General features: G+C 56.9%; 12 protein-coding genes. 7 read left to right on the forward strand and 5 right to left on the reverse strand.

What is annotated here, in order from left to right:
* Positions 1 to 417: 417 nt before the first annotated feature.
* Positions 418 to 1,527: an AI-2E family transporter gene (locus tag GYN08_RS08760; RefSeq protein WP_166273848.1), complete on the forward strand. Its 1,110-nt coding sequence runs from the start codon at positions 418 to 420 to the stop codon at positions 1,525 to 1,527.
* Between the two features lie 129 nt (positions 1,528 to 1,656).
* Here GYN08_RS08760 and odhB read toward each other — a convergent pair whose 3' ends face one another.
* The 3 genes from odhB to GYN08_RS08775 form a co-directional block, all read right to left on the reverse strand.
* Entirely contained in the window at positions 1,657 to 2,988 is a 1,332-nt protein-coding gene (odhB, locus tag GYN08_RS08765; protein WP_166273849.1) for a 2-oxoglutarate dehydrogenase complex dihydrolipoyllysine-residue succinyltransferase, read from the reverse strand.
* Positions 2,989 to 2,992: 4 nt separating this feature from the next.
* Positions 2,993 to 5,872 carry a 2-oxoglutarate dehydrogenase E1 component gene (locus GYN08_RS08770; RefSeq protein WP_166273850.1) on the reverse strand — a complete coding sequence of 960 codons (2,880 nt, stop codon included), beginning with the start codon at positions 5,870 to 5,872 and terminating at the stop codon, positions 2,993 to 2,995.
* 291 nt (positions 5,873 to 6,163) lie between these two features.
* Positions 6,164 to 7,009 carry a PPK2 family polyphosphate kinase gene (locus GYN08_RS08775; protein ID WP_166273851.1) on the reverse strand — a complete coding sequence of 282 codons (846 nt, stop codon included), beginning with the start codon at positions 7,007 to 7,009 and terminating at the stop codon, positions 6,164 to 6,166.
* A 204-nt stretch (positions 7,010 to 7,213) separates the two neighbouring features.
* Here GYN08_RS08775 and GYN08_RS08780 point away from each other — a divergent pair, with 204 nt between their 5' ends.
* Positions 7,214 to 7,525, forward strand: a complete 312-nt coding sequence (locus GYN08_RS08780; protein WP_166273852.1) for a hypothetical protein — start codon at positions 7,214 to 7,216, stop codon at positions 7,523 to 7,525.
* 156 nt (positions 7,526 to 7,681) lie between these two features.
* Positions 7,682 to 8,896, forward strand: coding sequence for a carbamoyl phosphate synthase small subunit (locus GYN08_RS08785; protein ID WP_166273853.1), 1,215 nt, complete (start codon positions 7,682 to 7,684; stop codon positions 8,894 to 8,896).
* Positions 8,897 to 8,910: 14 nt separating this feature from the next.
* Here the strand turns inward: GYN08_RS08785 and rsgA are convergent, their stop codons facing one another.
* A complete protein-coding gene (rsgA, locus tag GYN08_RS08790; RefSeq protein WP_166274416.1) occupies positions 8,911 to 9,909 on the reverse strand; it encodes a ribosome small subunit-dependent GTPase A in 999 nt (332 codons plus the stop codon).
* Positions 9,910 to 10,680: 771 nt separating this feature from the next.
* Here rsgA and GYN08_RS08795 point away from each other — a divergent pair.
* Positions 10,681 to 11,688, forward strand: a complete 1,008-nt coding sequence (locus GYN08_RS08795) for a YpdA family putative bacillithiol disulfide reductase (protein WP_166273854.1) — start codon at positions 10,681 to 10,683, stop codon at positions 11,686 to 11,688.
* Positions 11,689 to 11,781: 93 nt separating this feature from the next.
* A complete protein-coding gene (locus GYN08_RS08800) occupies positions 11,782 to 12,288 on the forward strand; it encodes an ADP-heptose synthase (protein WP_166273855.1) in 507 nt (168 codons plus the stop codon).
* Positions 12,289 to 12,426: 138 nt separating this feature from the next.
* On the opposite strand, the gene GYN08_RS08805 is transcribed toward GYN08_RS08800, so the two are convergent.
* Positions 12,427 to 12,720: a HesB/YadR/YfhF family protein gene (locus GYN08_RS08805; protein WP_166273856.1), complete on the reverse strand. Its 294-nt coding sequence runs from the start codon at positions 12,718 to 12,720 to the stop codon at positions 12,427 to 12,429.
* A gap of 625 nt (positions 12,721 to 13,345) precedes the next feature.
* On the opposite strand from GYN08_RS08805, the gene GYN08_RS08810 reads away from it, so the two are divergent.
* Positions 13,346 to 15,118 carry an ABC transporter ATP-binding protein gene (locus tag GYN08_RS08810; protein ID WP_166273857.1) on the forward strand — a complete coding sequence of 591 codons (1,773 nt, stop codon included), beginning with the start codon at positions 13,346 to 13,348 and terminating at the stop codon, positions 15,116 to 15,118.
* Complete coding sequence (locus GYN08_RS08815) at positions 15,108 to 17,243, forward strand: ABC transporter ATP-binding protein (protein ID WP_166273858.1); 2,136 nt, start codon at positions 15,108 to 15,110, stop codon at positions 17,241 to 17,243. The genes GYN08_RS08810 and GYN08_RS08815 overlap by 11 nt, the downstream gene beginning before the upstream one ends.
* The last annotated feature ends 51 nt before the right edge of the window (positions 17,244 to 17,294 follow it).

A 17,294-nucleotide genomic window follows, 5' to 3' on the forward strand; every position in this document is an offset into this window, starting at 1 on the left:
GCTAAACCTTTTAAAAGATTGTCGCTTGTCGCGGGAACTCAAATCGCTTTGCCCGAAGGGGTCAGCGGTTTTCGTTCCTGACTCACTTACTGTTCAGTTTTCAAGGAACAAACTCATTATCCCAATCGTTCAACCAAGCAAGCTTGCGTTTCGCGACTAGGTTTATAGGTTAACACGTATCGCATGAGTGCGCAAGCTTTTTTCTCAAAAAATTAATATTCCTTTTAAATCATCTCTTTTCGTTGCGGCTGTCGACAGGCCTGACGTCTAAGTCACTCTCTTTGGGTATAATGAAAAAGACGTATCTTTTTGAACCGTGAGGGCGGTTCTTTATAGTAATAAGCCAGATTCCGCATAATTGAAACGCTTTCTTTTTAAAAACCCTTTAAATTCCCATTTCCTTCGAAGGAGGCTTCCATGTTCAAGCCCGACCGTTTTACCCGAACCAGCTTACATATTATTTTTGTTTTGCTCATTTTATTTCTATTGACGAAGATTCCCGGAATTTTGGCTCCTTTAAAAGCCGCTTTCAGCCTGATTTTCTTCCCGATCGTGGTGTCGCTTTTTCTGTATTACTTGTTCCGACCGGTAATTCGCCGATTAAACGATTGGAAAATCAAACGTCCTTGGTCCATTCTTCTGCTGTATGCGGCTGCCGTAGGCGTTTTTGCCGGCTTTTCCATTTGGGTATGGCCGATTCTCCGCTCGCAGTTTCTTAATTTTTCCGATAATCTTCCGATGCTGGCTCAAAACTTTTCGAATCAGCTTCAACTGCTTATGCGGCATGTTCAGGAACAGGAAATTTGGGGAACCCGAATTAACGATATCGACGTGGGAATCGACCTTCCTCAGCAGCTGTCCGGTTACTTGGAGAACTTCCTTAATTCGGCCAGCAACTCGCTAACAAGCGCTCTCTCGGTCGTCGCATGGGTTTTCCTCGTTGTCTCGACCGTGCCGATGATTTTGTATTTTATGCTAAAAGACGATCGCAAGGGATATGCTTTTCTGCTTCGTACCGTTTCGGTAAAATACCGTCCCACTTTTCGCGATATGGCGATGGATATCGATTCGGCTCTGAGCGGCTTCATTGTGGGACGAGTCCTGCTTGCGGCCTGCGTCGGCATTTTCGATTTGATCGGCTTCTTGATCGTGGGGGTTCCTTATCCGCTTCTGCTTGTTCTGTTCATCATCGTGACGGACATGATTCCTTATATCGGCGTCTATCTCGGGGCGATTCCGGTCGTCATCGTCGGATTCATCGATTCCCCCGCTTCGGTCATCTGGATTATTGTCGTGATTGCGCTGGGACAGATGCTGCGCAACAATTTGCTCTCTCCGGTCATTTACGGTTCGGCGCTCGATATTCATCCGCTTACCACCGTTTTCCTCCTGCTGGGCGGCGGTGCCATCGGCGGCTTCATCGCCATTTTGATCGTTATTCCTGCCTATATGGTGGTCAAGATCGTGACGATTCATATGTATCGATTCTATCGAAGCAGCAAGTTCACGCCTCCGGATATTCGGTAAGACCGTTAAACTCAAAAAGCACGCGAAAAACCCGCTCGAAGGGATGCCCCGAGCGGGTTTTTCGTGATGACCGGCTTTCCTCCATTCGATCGCGATATCCGCGCCCGAACAGCAGCAGCGGAATTTCGTTTAGCTTTCGATCAGCAGGCTTTCCGGATCTTCCAGCAGTTCTTTGACTTTGACGAGGAAGCTGACCGCTTCCGAACCGTCGATAATGCGGTGATCGTACGAAAGCGCGATGTACATCATCGGACGATTCTCCATCCGTTCCGCATCGATCGCCACCGGGCGCAGTTGAATCTTGTGCATGCCCAGAATGCCGACCTGAGGCGCGTTCAAAATCGGCGTGGACAGCAGCGAACCGAAGACGCCGCCGTTCGTGATCGTGAACGTTCCTCCCTGAAGATCCGACAGCGCCAGCTGATTATTGCGCGCCTTCGTGGCCAGCCCCGCGATCGATTTCTCGATTTCCGCGAATCCCAGGCGATCGGCGTCGCGCACGACCGGCACGACAAGACCTTCCTTGGCGGATACGGCGATGCCGATATCGTAAAACTTCTTATACACGACTTCGTCGCCGTCGATCTCCGCATTGACGGCCGGGAACGCTTTGAGCGCGCCCACGACCGCTTTCGTGAAGAACGACATAAAGCCGAGGTTTACATCGAATTTTTGTTTGAAATTGTCTTTGCGGCGCTTGCGTACATCCAGGATCGCCGTCATGTCGACTTCGTTGAATGTCGTGAGCATCGCGGCAGTCTGCTGCGCCTCGACGAGACGAGTCGCGATCGTCTGGCGGCGGCGCGACATGCGCTGGCGTTCGACCGGCTTCAGCGGGTCGCCTGCCGACGGTGCCTGCGCCGGCGCTTTAGGCGCGGATGCCGCAGGCTGCGGAGCCGATTGGGCCGGCTGCTGCGAAGCCGGTTGGGATTGGGCGGCCGAGCCGCCCTCGGCGAACGACTTCACGTCGCCGGAATAGACGCGGCCGATCGGATCGCTGCTCGGCACGCTGCCGAGCTCGACTCCGCGTTCGCGCGCGAGTTTGCGCGCGGCAGGCGAAGCTTTGGCCGCGGAGTCGCCGCTTTCGGCCGGAGGCGGGCTGACCGCCTCGGCTGCCTTAGGGCTTTGCGGCAGCGACGCTGCCGGAGCGGCGGCTTCGGGCGCGGCCGCAGGGCGCTCTTCGCCAAGCGACGTGGAAGCGCTCCCCGTTGTCGAAGAAGCGGCATCTCCCGTTCGGATTCTTCCGATGACCTCGCCCACTTGAACCGTATCCCCTTCCTGGCGCAGGCGGGTTTCGAGCAGACCGCTCGATTCCGCGCTCACTTCCAGGTTGACTTTATCCGTTTCCAGCTCCAGCAGCACGTCTCCCTGCTGGACAGCTTCACCTTCCGCTACCGTCCAGCGCAGAATCGTGCCTTCGGTTACGGATTCTCCCATTTCCGGTACTTTGATGTCGCTCACAGCGCTACCTCCCCAAACTCATTTGATTTTTTTTGGACGTATTTTGGCCCAGGGCCGTTTGGATGATCTTCTGCTGTTCGAAAGTATGGATATGCTGGTAGCCGCTCGCCGGACTGGAGCGCTCCGGTCTTCCGGTGTACGTCACTTCGATGCCCTTCGGCGCGACCGCCCGAATATTCGGTTCGATATAGCGCCAAGCTCCCATATTGTTCGGCTCTTCCTGAACCCAGTAGATTTCTTCCAGGTTCTCGAAGCGCTCCAGGAATTCGGACACTTCGCGTGCCGGGAACGGATAGAGCTGTTCGACTCTCAGGATGTGCAGCCAGCTCCAGTCGGAATCGCCGTCTTTTTCGATCGCGTCCTCGAGTTCGACCGCGATCTTGCCGCTGGCGAGCAGCACTCTCGTTACCTTATCCGGCGAAGCGCCGAGGCCGCGCTGCTCCAGCGTCGCTTTGAAGCTTCCGTCCGTAAAGTCGGATGCCGGCGAAGCGACGCGCGGATTGCGGATCAGACTCTTAGGCGACATCACGACCAGAGGCTTGGCGTCTTCGCGATTCGTCATCGCCGCCTGGCGGCGAAGCAGATGGAAGTACTGGGCGGCGCTCGTCAAGCTGACGACCGTACAGTTGTTTTCGCCGGCCAGCTGCAGATAACGTTCCAGTCTTGCGCTGGAGTGTTCAGGCCCCTGTCCTTCGTAACCGTGAGGCAGGAGCATGATCAGACTCGATTTCTGCGCCCATTTGGAACGCCCCGGCATGACGAACTGATCGAGCAGCACTTGACCCGCGTTGGCAAAGTCGCCGTACTGCGCTTCCCAGATGACCATCGTCTGCGGAGAAAAGACGTTATATCCGTATTCGAATCCGATTACCGACGCCTCGGAGAGCGGACTGTTGTGAATGGCGAACGAAGCTTTGGCTTCCGGCAGCGCGTGCAGCGGGCAGTAGGTTTCTCCCGTCTGCGAATCGTGCAGCACCAAGTTCCGATGCGCGAATGTGGCGCGTTCGGCATCCTGCCCGCTGATGCGGATCGGCGTGCCGTCCGAGAGGATAGTGGCGAACGCAAGCGTCTCGGCTTGGCCCCAGTCCACCTTTTCCCCTTCGTCCAAAGTGTTCGAGCGGCGCTGCAGGATGCGCTCCAGCTTCGGATAGACGTTGAACGTCTCCGGACGCTTGAGCAGATTTTCGTTGATCGCACGCAGCTTGTCCAGTTCGACGGAAGTACGCACCGATTCCAGCGGCGTCTCGTCGATGTTCGACGCGAACGGGAACGGGTGGCTTTCGCCCTGCTTGCCGTTCTTCATCTGCTCGTATTCTTCCTTGAAGACAGCCGTGATTTTCGCGCGCAGCTCTTCAAGGCCGTTTTCGCCGATCAAACCGCTTTTATGCAGTTTTTTCGAAAAGATCGAAGCGGCGGTTTCGTGCGCTCTGACCTTTTTGTAGATCAGCGGTTGGGTCGTTTCCGGATCGTCGGTTTCGTTATGGCCGTAACGGCGGTAACCGATGAGGTCGATCAGGAAGTCTTTTTTGAACGTCATCCGGTATTCGCACGCCAGGCGCGCCGCCGCGATGCAGGCTTCCGGATCGTCCGCGTTGACGTGCACGACCGGAATTTCGTACCCTTTCGCCAAGTCGCTCGCGTAGTGCGTAGAACGGGAATCGCCGCTTTCGGTCGTAAACCCCAGACGGTTGTTGGCAATGATATGTACCGTCCCGCCGTTCTGATAGCCCGGAAGCTGGTTGAAGTTGAGCGTTTCCGCCACCACGCCTTCTCCCGGGAATGCCGCGTCGCCGTGCACGAGAATCGCCGCCGCGCTGTTCGTATTCTGTTTCGGATACCCCGGTTCGCTCCGGTCTTCCTGCGCCGCGCGCGCGAAGCCTTCGACGACAGGGTCGACATATTCCAGGTGGCTCGGGTTGTTGGCCAGCGTCAGGCGCGTAGTTCTGCCTTCGCCGCCGATTTCCCGCTTTTCGCCGAGATGGTATTTGACGTCCCCCGTCCAGCCGAAGTTGATCCCCATCGAACCTTCCGACGGCATCAGATCCTTGTTCGGCGCATGGTGGAACTCGGAGAAGATTCGTCCGTACGGCTTGCCGAGCACGTGCGCCAGCACGTTCAGGCGTCCGCGGTGGGCCATGCCCATCAGCACGTGTTCCGCGCCCGCGTTCGAGAATCCGCGAGCCAGCTCGTCCATGACCGGCACCAGCATGTCGATGCCTTCAATGGAGAAACGCTTTTGGCCGACGAATGTACGGTGCAGGAATTCTTCGAACTGTTCCACCTGCACGAGACGCTCCAGGAGCGCTTTGCGTTCTTCGGGAGACAGCTCTTTAGAGGAAGGCTGACGCTCGGCGCGCTGATTCAGCCATTCGCGTTCTTTCTCGTCATGCACATGCGAAAATTCGTAAGCGGTCGTTCCCGTGTACACTTCCCGCAGTCTGCGGATCGCGTCGAGCCCCGTTTTCACGTCTTCCGGCGCGTCGTCCCAAATCAAGGAAGCCGGAAGGGATGCCAGATCCTGTTCCGTCAATCCGACTTCTTTCGGTTCCAAGAACGATACTTGGGGTTTTTCGTCCAATCCGATCGGATCGATGTCTGCCGCCAAATGGCCGTAAGTCCGGATGTTCCACACCAGCTTGCTTGCTGCAACCGCTTTCTTTAATGATTGCGAATCAAACGCCGGTCCTCCTGTTCCAAAAGGAGCCGAGGCTTCCGAAGCGCGATGCTGCGGCGGTGCGCCGAAGCGTTCGAACAGCTCCCGATAGGAAGGTTCCACCGATGCCGGGTCCTCCTGATAACGTTCATATTGCTCCTGTACGTATCCGAGGTTCGGACCGTAATACTTTTCCCATGGCTCATGCGTGTTCGAAGTTTGTTTCGTCATCGCTGCCACCCTCCGTCTTGTGTTTGCAAAAGCCGATTCCAGTCGAATACTTTTTTACAAATTAGTGAACAAAGCGTTTACTTCTCGATTGTACCGCTTTTTGCTAGCGAGTTCAATTTATTCGGCACGTTACTTGCTAAATTTTTCCCTGTATCGGCATCGAGATGTAAGCGTTCGCTTTTCCGGGCTGTTTCGACGCTTCGGTCACTACCAAAACCGCCGGGTTAAATCGGACCGAAAACCGAAGGCGAAGATGCGCTTCGCAGTCCCTCTTCGCCTTCCGCTTCGGGTTTAGCCGCGGCGTCCGGCTTCCGATTCCCGTTCTTCATGCAGCTGCGGCAGCAGGTTTTGCAGTTCGGGCACCGGCGGCGGGAACGACAAGTCGAGCTTTTCCAACGTGTCGACCGCGATTTGCAGGACGGCGAGATCCCGCATCGAACGATCGTCGGCCGGAACGACATGCCAAGGCAGCTTTTCGCTGGCGCATTCCGTCAGCACGTCTTCGTAGCAGGCCTGATATTTGTCCCAGTGTTTGCGCTCGGCGAGATCGCTCGGATCGAACTTCCAATTTTTATGAGGGTTCTCGATTCGCGCAGTCAGTTTGTCGAGCTGGAACTTTTTTGAAATATGCAAAAAAATCTTCACGACCGTCACGCCGTTTTCCGTCAGCATTTTCTCGAAATCGTTAATCTGGCCAAAACGCTTCCGGGCTTTGCCGTCCTCGATCGTGCCGTGCACTCTCGTGATCAGCACGTCTTCATAGTAGGAACGGTTGAAGGCTCCGATATAGCCGAGCTCGGGAACGTGCCGATGCGCCCGCCAAAGATAATCATGGTTCAGCTCTTCGTCGGTCGGCGCTTTGAAGCTGTGCGTCAGTACGCCCTGCGGATTCACTTCGGAAAAAACGTGGTTGATCGTGCCGTCCTTGCCGCTGCAGTCCATCCCTTGAAAGACGAAAAGCACGGCGCGGCTGCGCGAAGCGAAAAGTTTCTCCTGGAGATGTTCAAGCTTGCGGTTAAGCTTTTTCTTCTTGTTTTTGATCTCCGATTCGTCCGGACGTTCTTCCGGGCCGTACGATGTAGCGATGCGGTCCAACCGGACTTTATCGCCCTTGCATACATGCATTTTTGTTTTCATGACGTTCGGTCACTCCTTTTTGCGGGCTGCTGCCATCTTTTATTAATACCCGTTCCGATCGCTTTTGCCGCCGAATTAAAAAACGCAAAGAGATTTAGCCGTTAATTTCGCAAAAGCGTTTCAATAAAAAAGCCCGTGGTAATTATTTGTCAAGTCTAAAATCGGTACGCAGCACAAAAAAAACTTGGATGAGGAGGTTCGGTCATGTTTATGAAAAAGAGCTGTACCTGCATTCACTGTTTCCGAACTTTCGAATGTACCGGCGCCTTCAGCCCCGACGGAGCGCGTTACATCAGCGGCGCCGTCGCCTGGATGAAAGTGCTGGCCAAGGAACCCGGACGTCTGCTGCTGGAAGGCAGCACGATGTGCACGGCATGCGCGCAGCCACAAAGTTTTCTCGTCGAATACGACTGCGAAACGGATCGTTACATGGAAGTCGGCGAAATGGCGCAAAACGCTTGGCAGGACGAATGGAAGACTCCCGATCGGCAGGCCGCATTCAGTCTCGGGCACTGAAAGACGGTTCGCGGCGCTGCCGGAAGAAAGCGGGCGAAAGCCCGTTTTTTTCAGGACTGATTTGCATATTTATTCTTATTGTTGTATATTTAATTAAACAAGCTTGACGGAGCCTGCGGGGCCACGTACAGAAAGCAGCTTAGGGAGGGAAACGGCATGAAGGCCAGACTGATTTTGGAAGACGGAACGGTATTTACGGGAACTTCGTTCGGCAGCAGCAGCCAGGTGACCGGCGAAGTCGTATTCAACACGGGAATTACGGGATATCAGGAAGTGCTGTCCGATCCTTCTTACTGCGGGCAGATCGTGACGATGACCCAGCCGTTGATCGGCAATTACGGCATCAACCGCGAAGACTTCGAAGCGATCCGCCCCTGGATTCACGGATTCGCGGTACGCCGCTGCGAGACGGCACCCAGCAACTGGCGTTCCGAATACGATCTGGACACGCTGCTGAAGGAATACGACATCCCCGGCATCGCCAACATCGATACCCGTATGCTGACCCGCCGTCTGCGCAACCAGGGCACGCTCCGCGGGTTGATTACGACGGGCTCGGCCAGCGCGGAAGAAATGTTGGAGCAGCTTGCCGCGACTTCCCTTCTTCGCGATCAGGTCAGCCGAGTCTCGACGCCGCGAGCCTACCGAGTCCCGGGGACCGGTCAGCGAATCGTCGTCGTCGACTACGGAAGCAAAGCCGGCATTGTGCGGGAACTGGGAAACCGCGGCTGCGACGTGATCGTCGTGCCGCACGATGCAAGCGTCGCGGATATCCGCCGCTTCAATCCCGACGGCGTGCTGCTGTCGAACGGTCCCGGAGACCCGAAAGACGTGCCGGAAGCGATCGATACCGTACGCCAGCTGATCGGGCAGCTTCCCCTGTTCGGCATCTGCCTCGGCCACCAGCTGTTCGCGCTCGCTTCGGGCGCGGACACGACCAAGCTGAAATTCGGACACCGCGGTGCCAACCATCCCGTCAAAGAACTGGCTTCGGGACGCTGCCTTATCACTTCGCAGAATCACAGCTATTCCGTTCTCGCCGACAGCCTGAACGCAACCGAGCTCGAAGTTACCCATCTCAACAACAACGACGGCAGCATCGAAGGGCTGAAGCATAAGACCGCGCCGGCTTTCTCGGTCCAATTCCATCCCGAAGCTGCGCCGGGGCCGACCGACAGCAATCCGCTGTTCGATCGTTTCCTGGACATGGCCGCCGCTTTCAAGGCCGACCCTTCCGCCTATGCGCCGAAGACCGCGGCAGCCGACACGCCCGTTCCCGCGACGGCTGCCGCCGAACGCCGAACGCCGCGAAAAGAAGCGGGCAGAGCCGCCTCTCCCCTGGAGAAAGTGCTGGCCCCGTCCGCTTTCTGAAAAACGCTTTTCTCTCAATCTTCATCCAACCAATTTTTGCTGCGCCGTTCCTTCCGATCCCGCTTGCCGCTTCCGGCACCGCGGCCGGCCGAGGATCGGCTTTTTTCTTTGCGTTCGAGAAAAGCGAGCTCGCGCTGGGTCTTCCGGTAGCCGGCCAGCCGTCCGGCATCCAATTCGCCGCTGCCGAGCGCTTCCTTTACGGCACAGCCTTCTTCGCGTTCATGCGTACAGTCGCGGAACCGGCAGCGTTCGGCCAAGGCCTCGATATCGGCAAACGTGCCCGACATCCCGTCTTCTTCGCCTTCCCAAAGCTGAAGTTCCCGCATGCCGGGCGTGTCGATCAGCACTCCGCCTCCCGAAATGGGAAACATTTGCCGGTGGGTGGTCGTATGACGCCCCCTGCTGTCGTCTTCCCGAATTCCGCTGGTCCGCTGCAGTTCCCCTCCGGCCAGCCGGTTGGTCAGCGTCGATTTGCCGCAGCCCGACGTCCCCGCCAGCGCGCAGCTTCGGCCGCCCGAAAAGTAGGCGGCGACTTCTTCCATGCCCTCACCGGTCTGCGCACTGACGATATGAACCGGCACGCCGGGCGCCGCAAGAGACACTTCGGCCGCCGCCCTTTCCCTGAAGCCGGCCTCGCTCAGATCGGCCTTGCTCAACAGGATGACGGGCTGCGCGCCCGCGTTCCAAGCCATGATCAAATAGCGCTCCAACCTGCGGATATTCAGATCGAAATTGAGAGAGGTTACCAGGAACAGCGTATCGACGTTGGTTGCGATAATCTGCTCCCGTACCGGCGTTCCCGCCGCTTTGCGGGAAATTTTGCTTCGGCGCGGCAGCACGCCGTGGATGCGCGCCCTTTTTTCGCCGGGCAGCAGTTCGGCCGCCAACCAATCGCCGACGGCAGGCAGTTCCGCCCCCGCCTCCGCCGAATGGCGCAGCCGTCCGCTGATCTCCGCCGCGTATTCGCCTTCTGCCGCCGCCACTTTGAACTGACGTCCGAAGTCGGCCGTCATTCGTACTGGGACCGAGCCGGAATCCGCATAACCGGATTTTATCCAAGTCTCCTGCCAACCGGCGTCCCAACCGTAGGATTCCGGGAACCCCGGAATAGCTGCCGACACAGGAAGATGCTTCGTTTCGGTTTGGCTCGTTTTCGTATCGTTCTCTGCCGTTTGATTCGTCCGTATTTGGCCCGCCGCGTTTTCGTTGTTTAAGTTATTCATGGATTCCTCCGGAAAGTGAGATTTTTAGCAGGTGCTGCTGAGACCTACCGACTCTCTCCCCGTTTCCCGAATCCGCAAAACGGACGCAAAAAAAGCCGGGGAGAGAACTCTCCCCGGCTGCCGGGCTCGCGTCGGGACGAACGCGGCGCGCGCCGATCGCGGCGGCCCCGACGTTCGTCCGAGCTTGCAAGCAGGCTGCATTCCGCCGGCGCCCGCCGCGAAATGCGGCCTGCCCGCCTTCTTCTAAAGAAGATCAAAAACAGGTGCAATCCGTTTGCCGAGCCGGAAGAGGGGAGAGCGTGCGACATGTGTGGACAATCGAATTCGAATTGCGCATATCTCATCTCTCCTCTCGTCGGCATCTGCCATTGATTCTAAAGGTTATTCTAGCGAAGATAAAAAAAGGATGTCAAGCTTTTTTCTTCCTGCCCGGCGAAGCCTTGCCTGTCCGTTGGACGAAGCGGCGGCTTTGCGAGATAATGGAAAGGAGCGCCGTTCGCGCGACGCGTACGGCCGCATATGCAGAAAGCGACACATTTCAAGGGGGAAAGAACGAACATTATGGAAAAAGAAGACGTTCTGATCATCGGCGCGGGCCCGTGCGGATTGTCCGCCGCCATCGAGTGCGGACGCCGCGGCCTCTCCGTCCGGATTATCGAAAAGCATAACGTGGTTCACTCGATTTATCTGTATCCGACCAATATGCAGTTTTTCAGCACGGCCGAACTGCTGGAAATCGGCGGCGTGCCTTTCACTTCGCCGAACGAAAAGCCGTTCCGTCACGAAGCCCTCGCCTATTACCGCCAGGTGGCCAAGCATTACGATCTGCGCATCTCCTCGTACGAAGAAGCGCTATCCGTAAAGCCGCAGCCGGACGGCTCGTTCCGGGTCGATACGCGGGACCGGGCAGGCAATGTCCGTCAATACGAAGCGGGAAGCGTCGTCGTCTCGACGGGATACTTCGACCACCCGAACGAATTGGGCATACCCGGAGAGGAAAAAGACAAAGTCACGCATTATTTCCGCGAAGCCCATCCTTACGCGGGCATGAACGTGGCGATCGTCGGAGGCAGCAACTCTGCCGTGGACGCGGCATTGGAGCTGATCCGCGTCGGCGCCAAGATCGATATGGTCTACCGCCGGACGGAAATTTCCCAGCATATCAAGCCGTGGGTTCGCCCGCTGTTTGAAGGCATGGTCGCCAAAGGCAAGATTACGCTGCATCTCGGTTCCCAACTGAGCGAGATCGGGGAGGACTATGTAATCGTGAAGGGACCGGAAAACGAGTCGCGCATCAAAAACGACTTCGTGCTCGCCATGACGGGCTTCCGTCCCGACCGCAAGCTGCTGACCGAGGCGGGAGCGGAGATGTCGGACGATCTCGACAAGCCGGTGTTCGATCCCGACACGATGGAGACGGGCGTGCCCGGACTTTACGTGGCCGGCGTTATCGCTTCCGGGCGCAACGCCAACGAAGTGTTTATCGAGAGCGGACGTCTTCACGGCGGTCTGATCGCCGCTCATATCGCCAAGCGGGCAAATGCGGGGGAAAAGTCCGCAAAAGGCTGATTTCGCCGTCCGCTTGTGCTATACTTCCCACATACAGGATTTGGTCGGGCCGATCGCACGTTGATGGCCGGGCCGCTAGGAGGACCGCTGCTTATGTCTCAACGTTTCGTCATTGAAGCCGTCATGGTCGCCATTTACGGGCAGCTGCTCTCGGTGAACCGTCCGGTCGAATATATCGTTCCGTACACGACCGTACTGGAACTTTACGAATTCGAAGAAGGTTCCGAACCGCTCATGAACGAGCCGGGCGACGACCAATACGTCAAAGAAAAAGTCAAAGAGCTGATCGCTTATTTCGAAGAGCCGCTGAACAAGAAAAAGATTCAGAAGGCGCTGTCGGTTCCGTGGGCGAAAAGCGCCCCGATTCTGCTCGGCGACCAGATTAAGCTCACCATCGTCAATGCGGTCGACAACGCCCATTACGGCGAATTGTTCGATCCGATCGAGACCGAGGTGCTGCTTGCTTCGCTTAAAGAAGAAGCTCCCGTCCTGACCGACCAGCTCGAGATGATCCAGCGGATCATCTCGGCGGCCGTCCCGGTGCAGGTGTTCGATATCGACGATTTCGAGTTTGCGCTGGAAGGCACGGCGCACTTGTAATCGGAGCCGGCAAAACAACAAAAAGACGAACGAATCGGCTATGCCGTTTCGTTCGTCTTTTTTCGTCGGCCGTTCGGACGAGCGGCGCATTTTCCGCGCTTTGCCTCTGTCCGTCAAGCCACTGCCGCGTCGGCGTCCTTATTCCCGTTCGTAAGCGTACAAAATATCGTCGTGTTCCGGCAGATAGGTCACGTTAAGCCGATAACCGTCGAGATACCAGAGGTCTTTTTCCTCCATGTAGAACGTGATGCCTTCCGCCGACTGCGACAATCCCGGATTGTTCGGCGTTTCGGTCGCGATGCCGAGCGAGAACCCCGGATGAATATCGCTGGTATTGCTGTATCTGGCATAAAAACGGATATAATCGCCCGATTGCAGTCCCAGCTCCTTCTTGTACCAGTCGACAGCCTGCTGCGTTACATTGAGACTCATTCCGCATTCCCTCCTTCGTACGATACCGAAGCGTGATTTTCGCCCGCTCCGCTTTTCTTCCTCATCATACCTCAGAAAGTCCTCCCGCTACAAACCGCCGTGCTTGCTTTCATTGCATTTTCAAAAAAATATCGGTGTTTTCACAGAGCCCAATGCTGAACGGAAGCCTGCCTAAAATCGGTGCTGTTCGCTTTTTATTCTTTCTATGTTCACATTTCGTTCACAATCTAAAACTTTTTCGTTGACTTTTTCTGAGAGCCGATGCTAAAATCGGGAGCATACAAGATCATTTTGCGATCATACCTAATCAGGAAGGAGTGAATTCGATGTACACGTTCAACAAGAGCTTGGCTATGCCTGTCCATAAGTCGGTCCGTCTGCACGGCGCCCTTTCCGAACTGCATATCGATGAAGCTTCCGTCCGCCGTTTGCCGGCCTGCGTTCTCCGATCTTCCATAATCTGAGAGTCGCCCCGACCGACGAAAAACGCGACGATTCGGCTTTGTCCCATCGTCCGCCATATGAACCGTATTTTAAACATATCGCGTGCAGCGGTATGTTTTTTTGCGGTTTTTCGCAAAAATGATTGGTAAATCTATCGTAAACGAAGAAAGGAAGTGATGGAATGTTTTCCGTCCTTCGCAATCTCGGCTGGTTTTTCCGGCAGGAAAAAAGGCGCTATTTGATCGGAGTGTTTTTTCTCGTTCTGGTCGGCGTCATTGAACTTCTTCCGCCCCGGCTGATCGGCATCGCCGTCGACGATATCGCCGGCGGCCTGATCACGAGCGAACGTCTGCTGATGTATATCGGCGGCATTCTGGCTCTGCTCGTGCTCATGTATGGCATCACGTACATATGGATGCGCCAGCTGTTCGGCGGCTCCAACCTCGTGGAACGTCTGCTTCGCAGCCGCTTCATGGCCCATCTGCTTCGCATGACGCCTCCGTTTTTCGAACGGAATCGCACCGGCGACCTGATGGCCCGCGCCACGAACGATCTGCGCGCCGTCGCCATGACGGCCGGCTTCGGCATGCTGACGCTGACCGACTCCACCCTTTTCCTGCTGACCGTGCTGCTGGCCATGGGCTTTATCGTCAGTTGGAAGCTTACGCTGGCCGCCCTGATTCCGCTGCCGTTCATCGCGATCGGCATGAGCATCTACGGCAAGATCATTCACCAGCGCTACACGGTCGCCCAAGATTCCTTCGGCGATATGAACGATCAGGTGCTCGAATCCGTCGCGGGCATTCGCGTGATCCGCGCCTACGTCCAGGAACGTCATGACGAGAAACGTTTTGCGGACATTACGAACGACGTATACAAAAAGAACCTGGCGGTCGCGAGAGTCGATGCCGTGTTCGAACCGTATATCCGCCTGTGCGTCGGCCTCAGCTACCTGATCGGCCTTGCTTACGGCATTTATCTCGTATTCCGCAGCGAGCTGACGCTCGGCGACCTGGTCACCTTCAATATGTATCTGGGCATGATGATCTGGCCGATGTTCGCGATCGGCGAGCTGATCAACATCATGCAGCGCGGAGGCGCCTCGCTCGACCGGGTAAACGAAGTGCTGTTCACCAAAGCCGATATCGAAGATCCCGAGACTCCGACCGACGTCGCGGCTCCGGAATCCATCGAATTCCGCGACGTGACGTTCCGCTATCCGACCTCGACGGTCGATAACCTGGAGCATGTCAGCCTGAAGCTGCGCGCGGGCGAGACGCTCGGCGTGGTCGGACGTACCGGCAGCGGCAAATCCACGCTGCTCAAGCAGCTGCTGCACGAGTATCCGACAGGCTCCGGCGATATTCTGCTGTCCGGCACGCCGATCGAAAACCTGCGCAAAGAACGGCTGCACAGCTGGATCGGTTACGTTCCGCAGGAACAAATTCTGTTCTCCAAGACCGTTCGGGAAAATATCCGTTACGGCAAAGACGACGCGGACGATGCCGAGATCATGGAAGCGATCCGGACTGCCGCTTTCGAAGGCGATCTGGAGACGCTCTCCGACGGACTGGAAACCAAGGTCGGCGAGCGGGGCGTTTCGCTCTCCGGCGGTCAAAAGCAGCGGGTCTCGCTGGCACGGGCCTTTATTGCCGAGCCGGAGATTCTGATTCTCGACGATGCGCTGTCCGCCGTCGATGCGCGCACCGAAGCCCGCATCATTCAAAATATCCGGGAAAAGCGCGCGGGCAAAACGACGCTGATCTCGACTCACCGCCTGTCCGCCGTCGAACACGCCGACCATATCGTCGTGCTCGAAAAAGGACGCATCGTGGAAGAAGGCTCCCATGCGCAGCTGATCGCGCAGAACGGCTGGTACCGCGAGCAGTACGAACGGCAGCAGGTCGAATCCAATCTCTCCTCCGAGGAGGTGCAACCTACCCATGGAAACTAATACCGGGCGTCCCGAGGACGCCGCAGAAGTCCCCAACAAGAAAGTGGCGCGAAGGCTGTTCCAATACGCCCTCCATGCCAAAGGCACATTCATCGCGGCCATTATCGCGCTGGCGATCGGCGTAGGCGCCGAGCTTGCCAGTCCGTTCATCGCCAAAATGATGATCGACGATCATATGATGGGGATCGAAAATCCGTACTACGAAACGACGGAAGCCGGCGACGGCACGGTCTCCTATCAAGGCTCTCAATATAAGCGCGGCGATCGCTTCACGGAAGGCGAGTCGCGCGGCGATGAGGTCCGTGTCCTGCAGGTCGGCCGCGGCTTCGTATTCGTCGATCAAGCCGTTGCCGTGCCGGAAGGCGACCGCAGCTTCGAAAACGGCATGCTGACGATCCGGACGGCGGGCGGCACGGATACGTATCCGGCGCAGCGTCTGTCCAAGCAGGAGCTGTTCGATTTCTACGAACCCGAAATTCCGGGCATCGTGCAGTTGATCCTGCTCTACCTGCTGTTCCTCGCCGTCTCGATCGCGATGGAATTCGGCAAAACGTACTGGCTGCAGTCGTCGGCCAACCGCGTCATTCAGAAACTCCGGCTCGACTTGTACGCTCATATTCAGCGGCTGCCGGTTCACTTTTTCGACAATCTGCCGGCCGGCAAGGTCGTCTCGCGCGTAACCAACGACACGGAAGCGGTCAAAGATCTGTTTATCGCGGTACTGTCCAACTTTACGACGGGCATCGTCTACATCACCGGCATCTACGTCGCCCTGTTCATTCTCGATCCGCGCCTGGCGGCGGTCTCGCTGTTCATCGTGCCGCTGATCGTGCTGTGGATCTATCTGTATCGCAAAGTCGCGACCAAATATAACACGATTATCCGTTCCCGCCTCAGCGAGCTGAACGCGATCATCAACGAATCCATTCAGGGCATGTCGATCATTCGCGTGTTCCGCCGGGAAAAGCAGACGCGTCAGGAATTCGAAGAGCTGAACGGCGACTATCTGAAGCATCAGAACAGAATGCTCAATCTGAACTCGTTCACTTCGCATAACCTGGTCAACGTGCTGCGCAATATTTCGTTTACCGTCGTGATCTGGTACTTCGGGTCTTCGACGATCGACGGCGCGGCTTCCATTATCTCGCTCGGAGCGCTGTACGCGTTCGTCGATATTCTGGGCCGCCTGTTCCAGCCGATTACCGGCATGGTCAATCAGCTCGCCGTGCTCGACTCCGCCATGGTCTCGGCCGGCCGCGTGTTCAAACTGCTGGACGAACCGGGCGAGAACGTAACGGACGGCGGCATGCCGCGTTACAAAGGCGACGTCAAGTTCGACAGCGTCTCGTTCGCGTATAAAAAAGATTTCGTGCTCAAAAACATTTCGTTCGAAGCGAAGCAGGGGCAGACGGTCGCGCTGGTCGGCCATACGGGTTCCGGCAAAAGCTCGATCATCAATCTGCTGTTCCGCTTCTACGATCCTCAGAAGGGCAGCATCACGATCGACGGCCAGAGCGTGCGCGATCTGCCCAAGCAGCATATCCGCCAGCATATGGGCATCGTGCTGCAGGACCCTTATCTCTTTACCGGCACGATCGCGTCCAACGTCAGCCTGGGCGACGAACGGATCAGCCGCGAACGCGTCGAACGCGCGCTCCGTGAAGTCGGAGCCGACAAGATTCTCGCGGATCTGCCGGGCGGATTCGACGAACCCGTCGTGGAAAAAGGCAGCACGCTGTCCGCGGGACAGCGCCAGCTGATCTCGTTCGCCCGCGCGCTTGCGTTCGACCCGGCGATTCTGATTCTTGACGAAGCGACGGCCAATATCGACACCGAGACCGAGGCGCTCATCCAATCCGCCTTGAACGTGCTCAAGCAGGGCCGGACGACGTTCGTCATCGCGCACCGGCTGTCTACGATCCGCAGCGCCGATCAGATCCTGGTGCTTCATCGCGGAGAAATCGTCGAACGCGGCGATCACGACGAACTGATGGCCCTCGGCGGCCGCTACTTCCAGATGTATCAGCTGCAGCAGGGCGGCGGCGATTCCATTACCCCGGTAACGGGCAAACCGGAATCCGGATTCGAAGCCCGGCCCGTTTTCGGCGGAGCCGGCGGCGATTAATAACCCCGTTCTTCCTTTTCGTTTTTCGATCGCGGCCGACGGACAAGCGAA

It is taken from the genome of Saccharibacillus alkalitolerans (assembly GCF_011090185.1).
GTDB lineage: Bacteria > Bacillota > Bacilli > Paenibacillales > Paenibacillaceae > Saccharibacillus > Saccharibacillus alkalitolerans.

Excerpts from the sequence above, each read along its gene's own strand:
- rsgA (WP_166274416.1), bottom strand. The coding sequence starts at position 9,909 with ATGACGGCCGACTTCGGACGTCAGTTCAAAGTGGCGGCGGCAGAAGGC.
- GYN08_RS08795 (WP_166273854.1), top strand. The coding sequence starts at position 10,681 with ATGGAAAAAGAAGACGTTCTGATCATCGGCGCGGGCCCGTGCGGATTG.
- GYN08_RS08810 (WP_166273857.1), top strand. The coding sequence starts at position 13,346 with ATGTTTTCCGTCCTTCGCAATCTCGGCTGGTTTTTCCGGCAGGAAAAA.
- GYN08_RS08805 (WP_166273856.1), bottom strand. The coding sequence starts at position 12,720 with ATGAGTCTCAATGTAACGCAGCAGGCTGTCGACTGGTACAAGAAGGAG.
- GYN08_RS08800 (WP_166273855.1), top strand. The coding sequence starts at position 11,782 with ATGTCTCAACGTTTCGTCATTGAAGCCGTCATGGTCGCCATTTACGGG.
- GYN08_RS08815 (WP_166273858.1), top strand. The coding sequence starts at position 15,108 with ATGGAAACTAATACCGGGCGTCCCGAGGACGCCGCAGAAGTCCCCAAC.
- GYN08_RS08760 (WP_166273848.1), top strand. The coding sequence starts at position 418 with ATGTTCAAGCCCGACCGTTTTACCCGAACCAGCTTACATATTATTTTT.
- GYN08_RS08780 (WP_166273852.1), top strand. The coding sequence starts at position 7,214 with ATGTTTATGAAAAAGAGCTGTACCTGCATTCACTGTTTCCGAACTTTC.
- GYN08_RS08770 (WP_166273850.1), bottom strand. The coding sequence starts at position 5,872 with ATGACGAAACAAACTTCGAACACGCATGAGCCATGGGAAAAGTATTAC.
- GYN08_RS08775 (WP_166273851.1), bottom strand. The coding sequence starts at position 7,009 with ATGAAAACAAAAATGCATGTATGCAAGGGCGATAAAGTCCGGTTGGAC.
- GYN08_RS08785 (WP_166273853.1), top strand. The coding sequence starts at position 7,682 with ATGAAGGCCAGACTGATTTTGGAAGACGGAACGGTATTTACGGGAACT.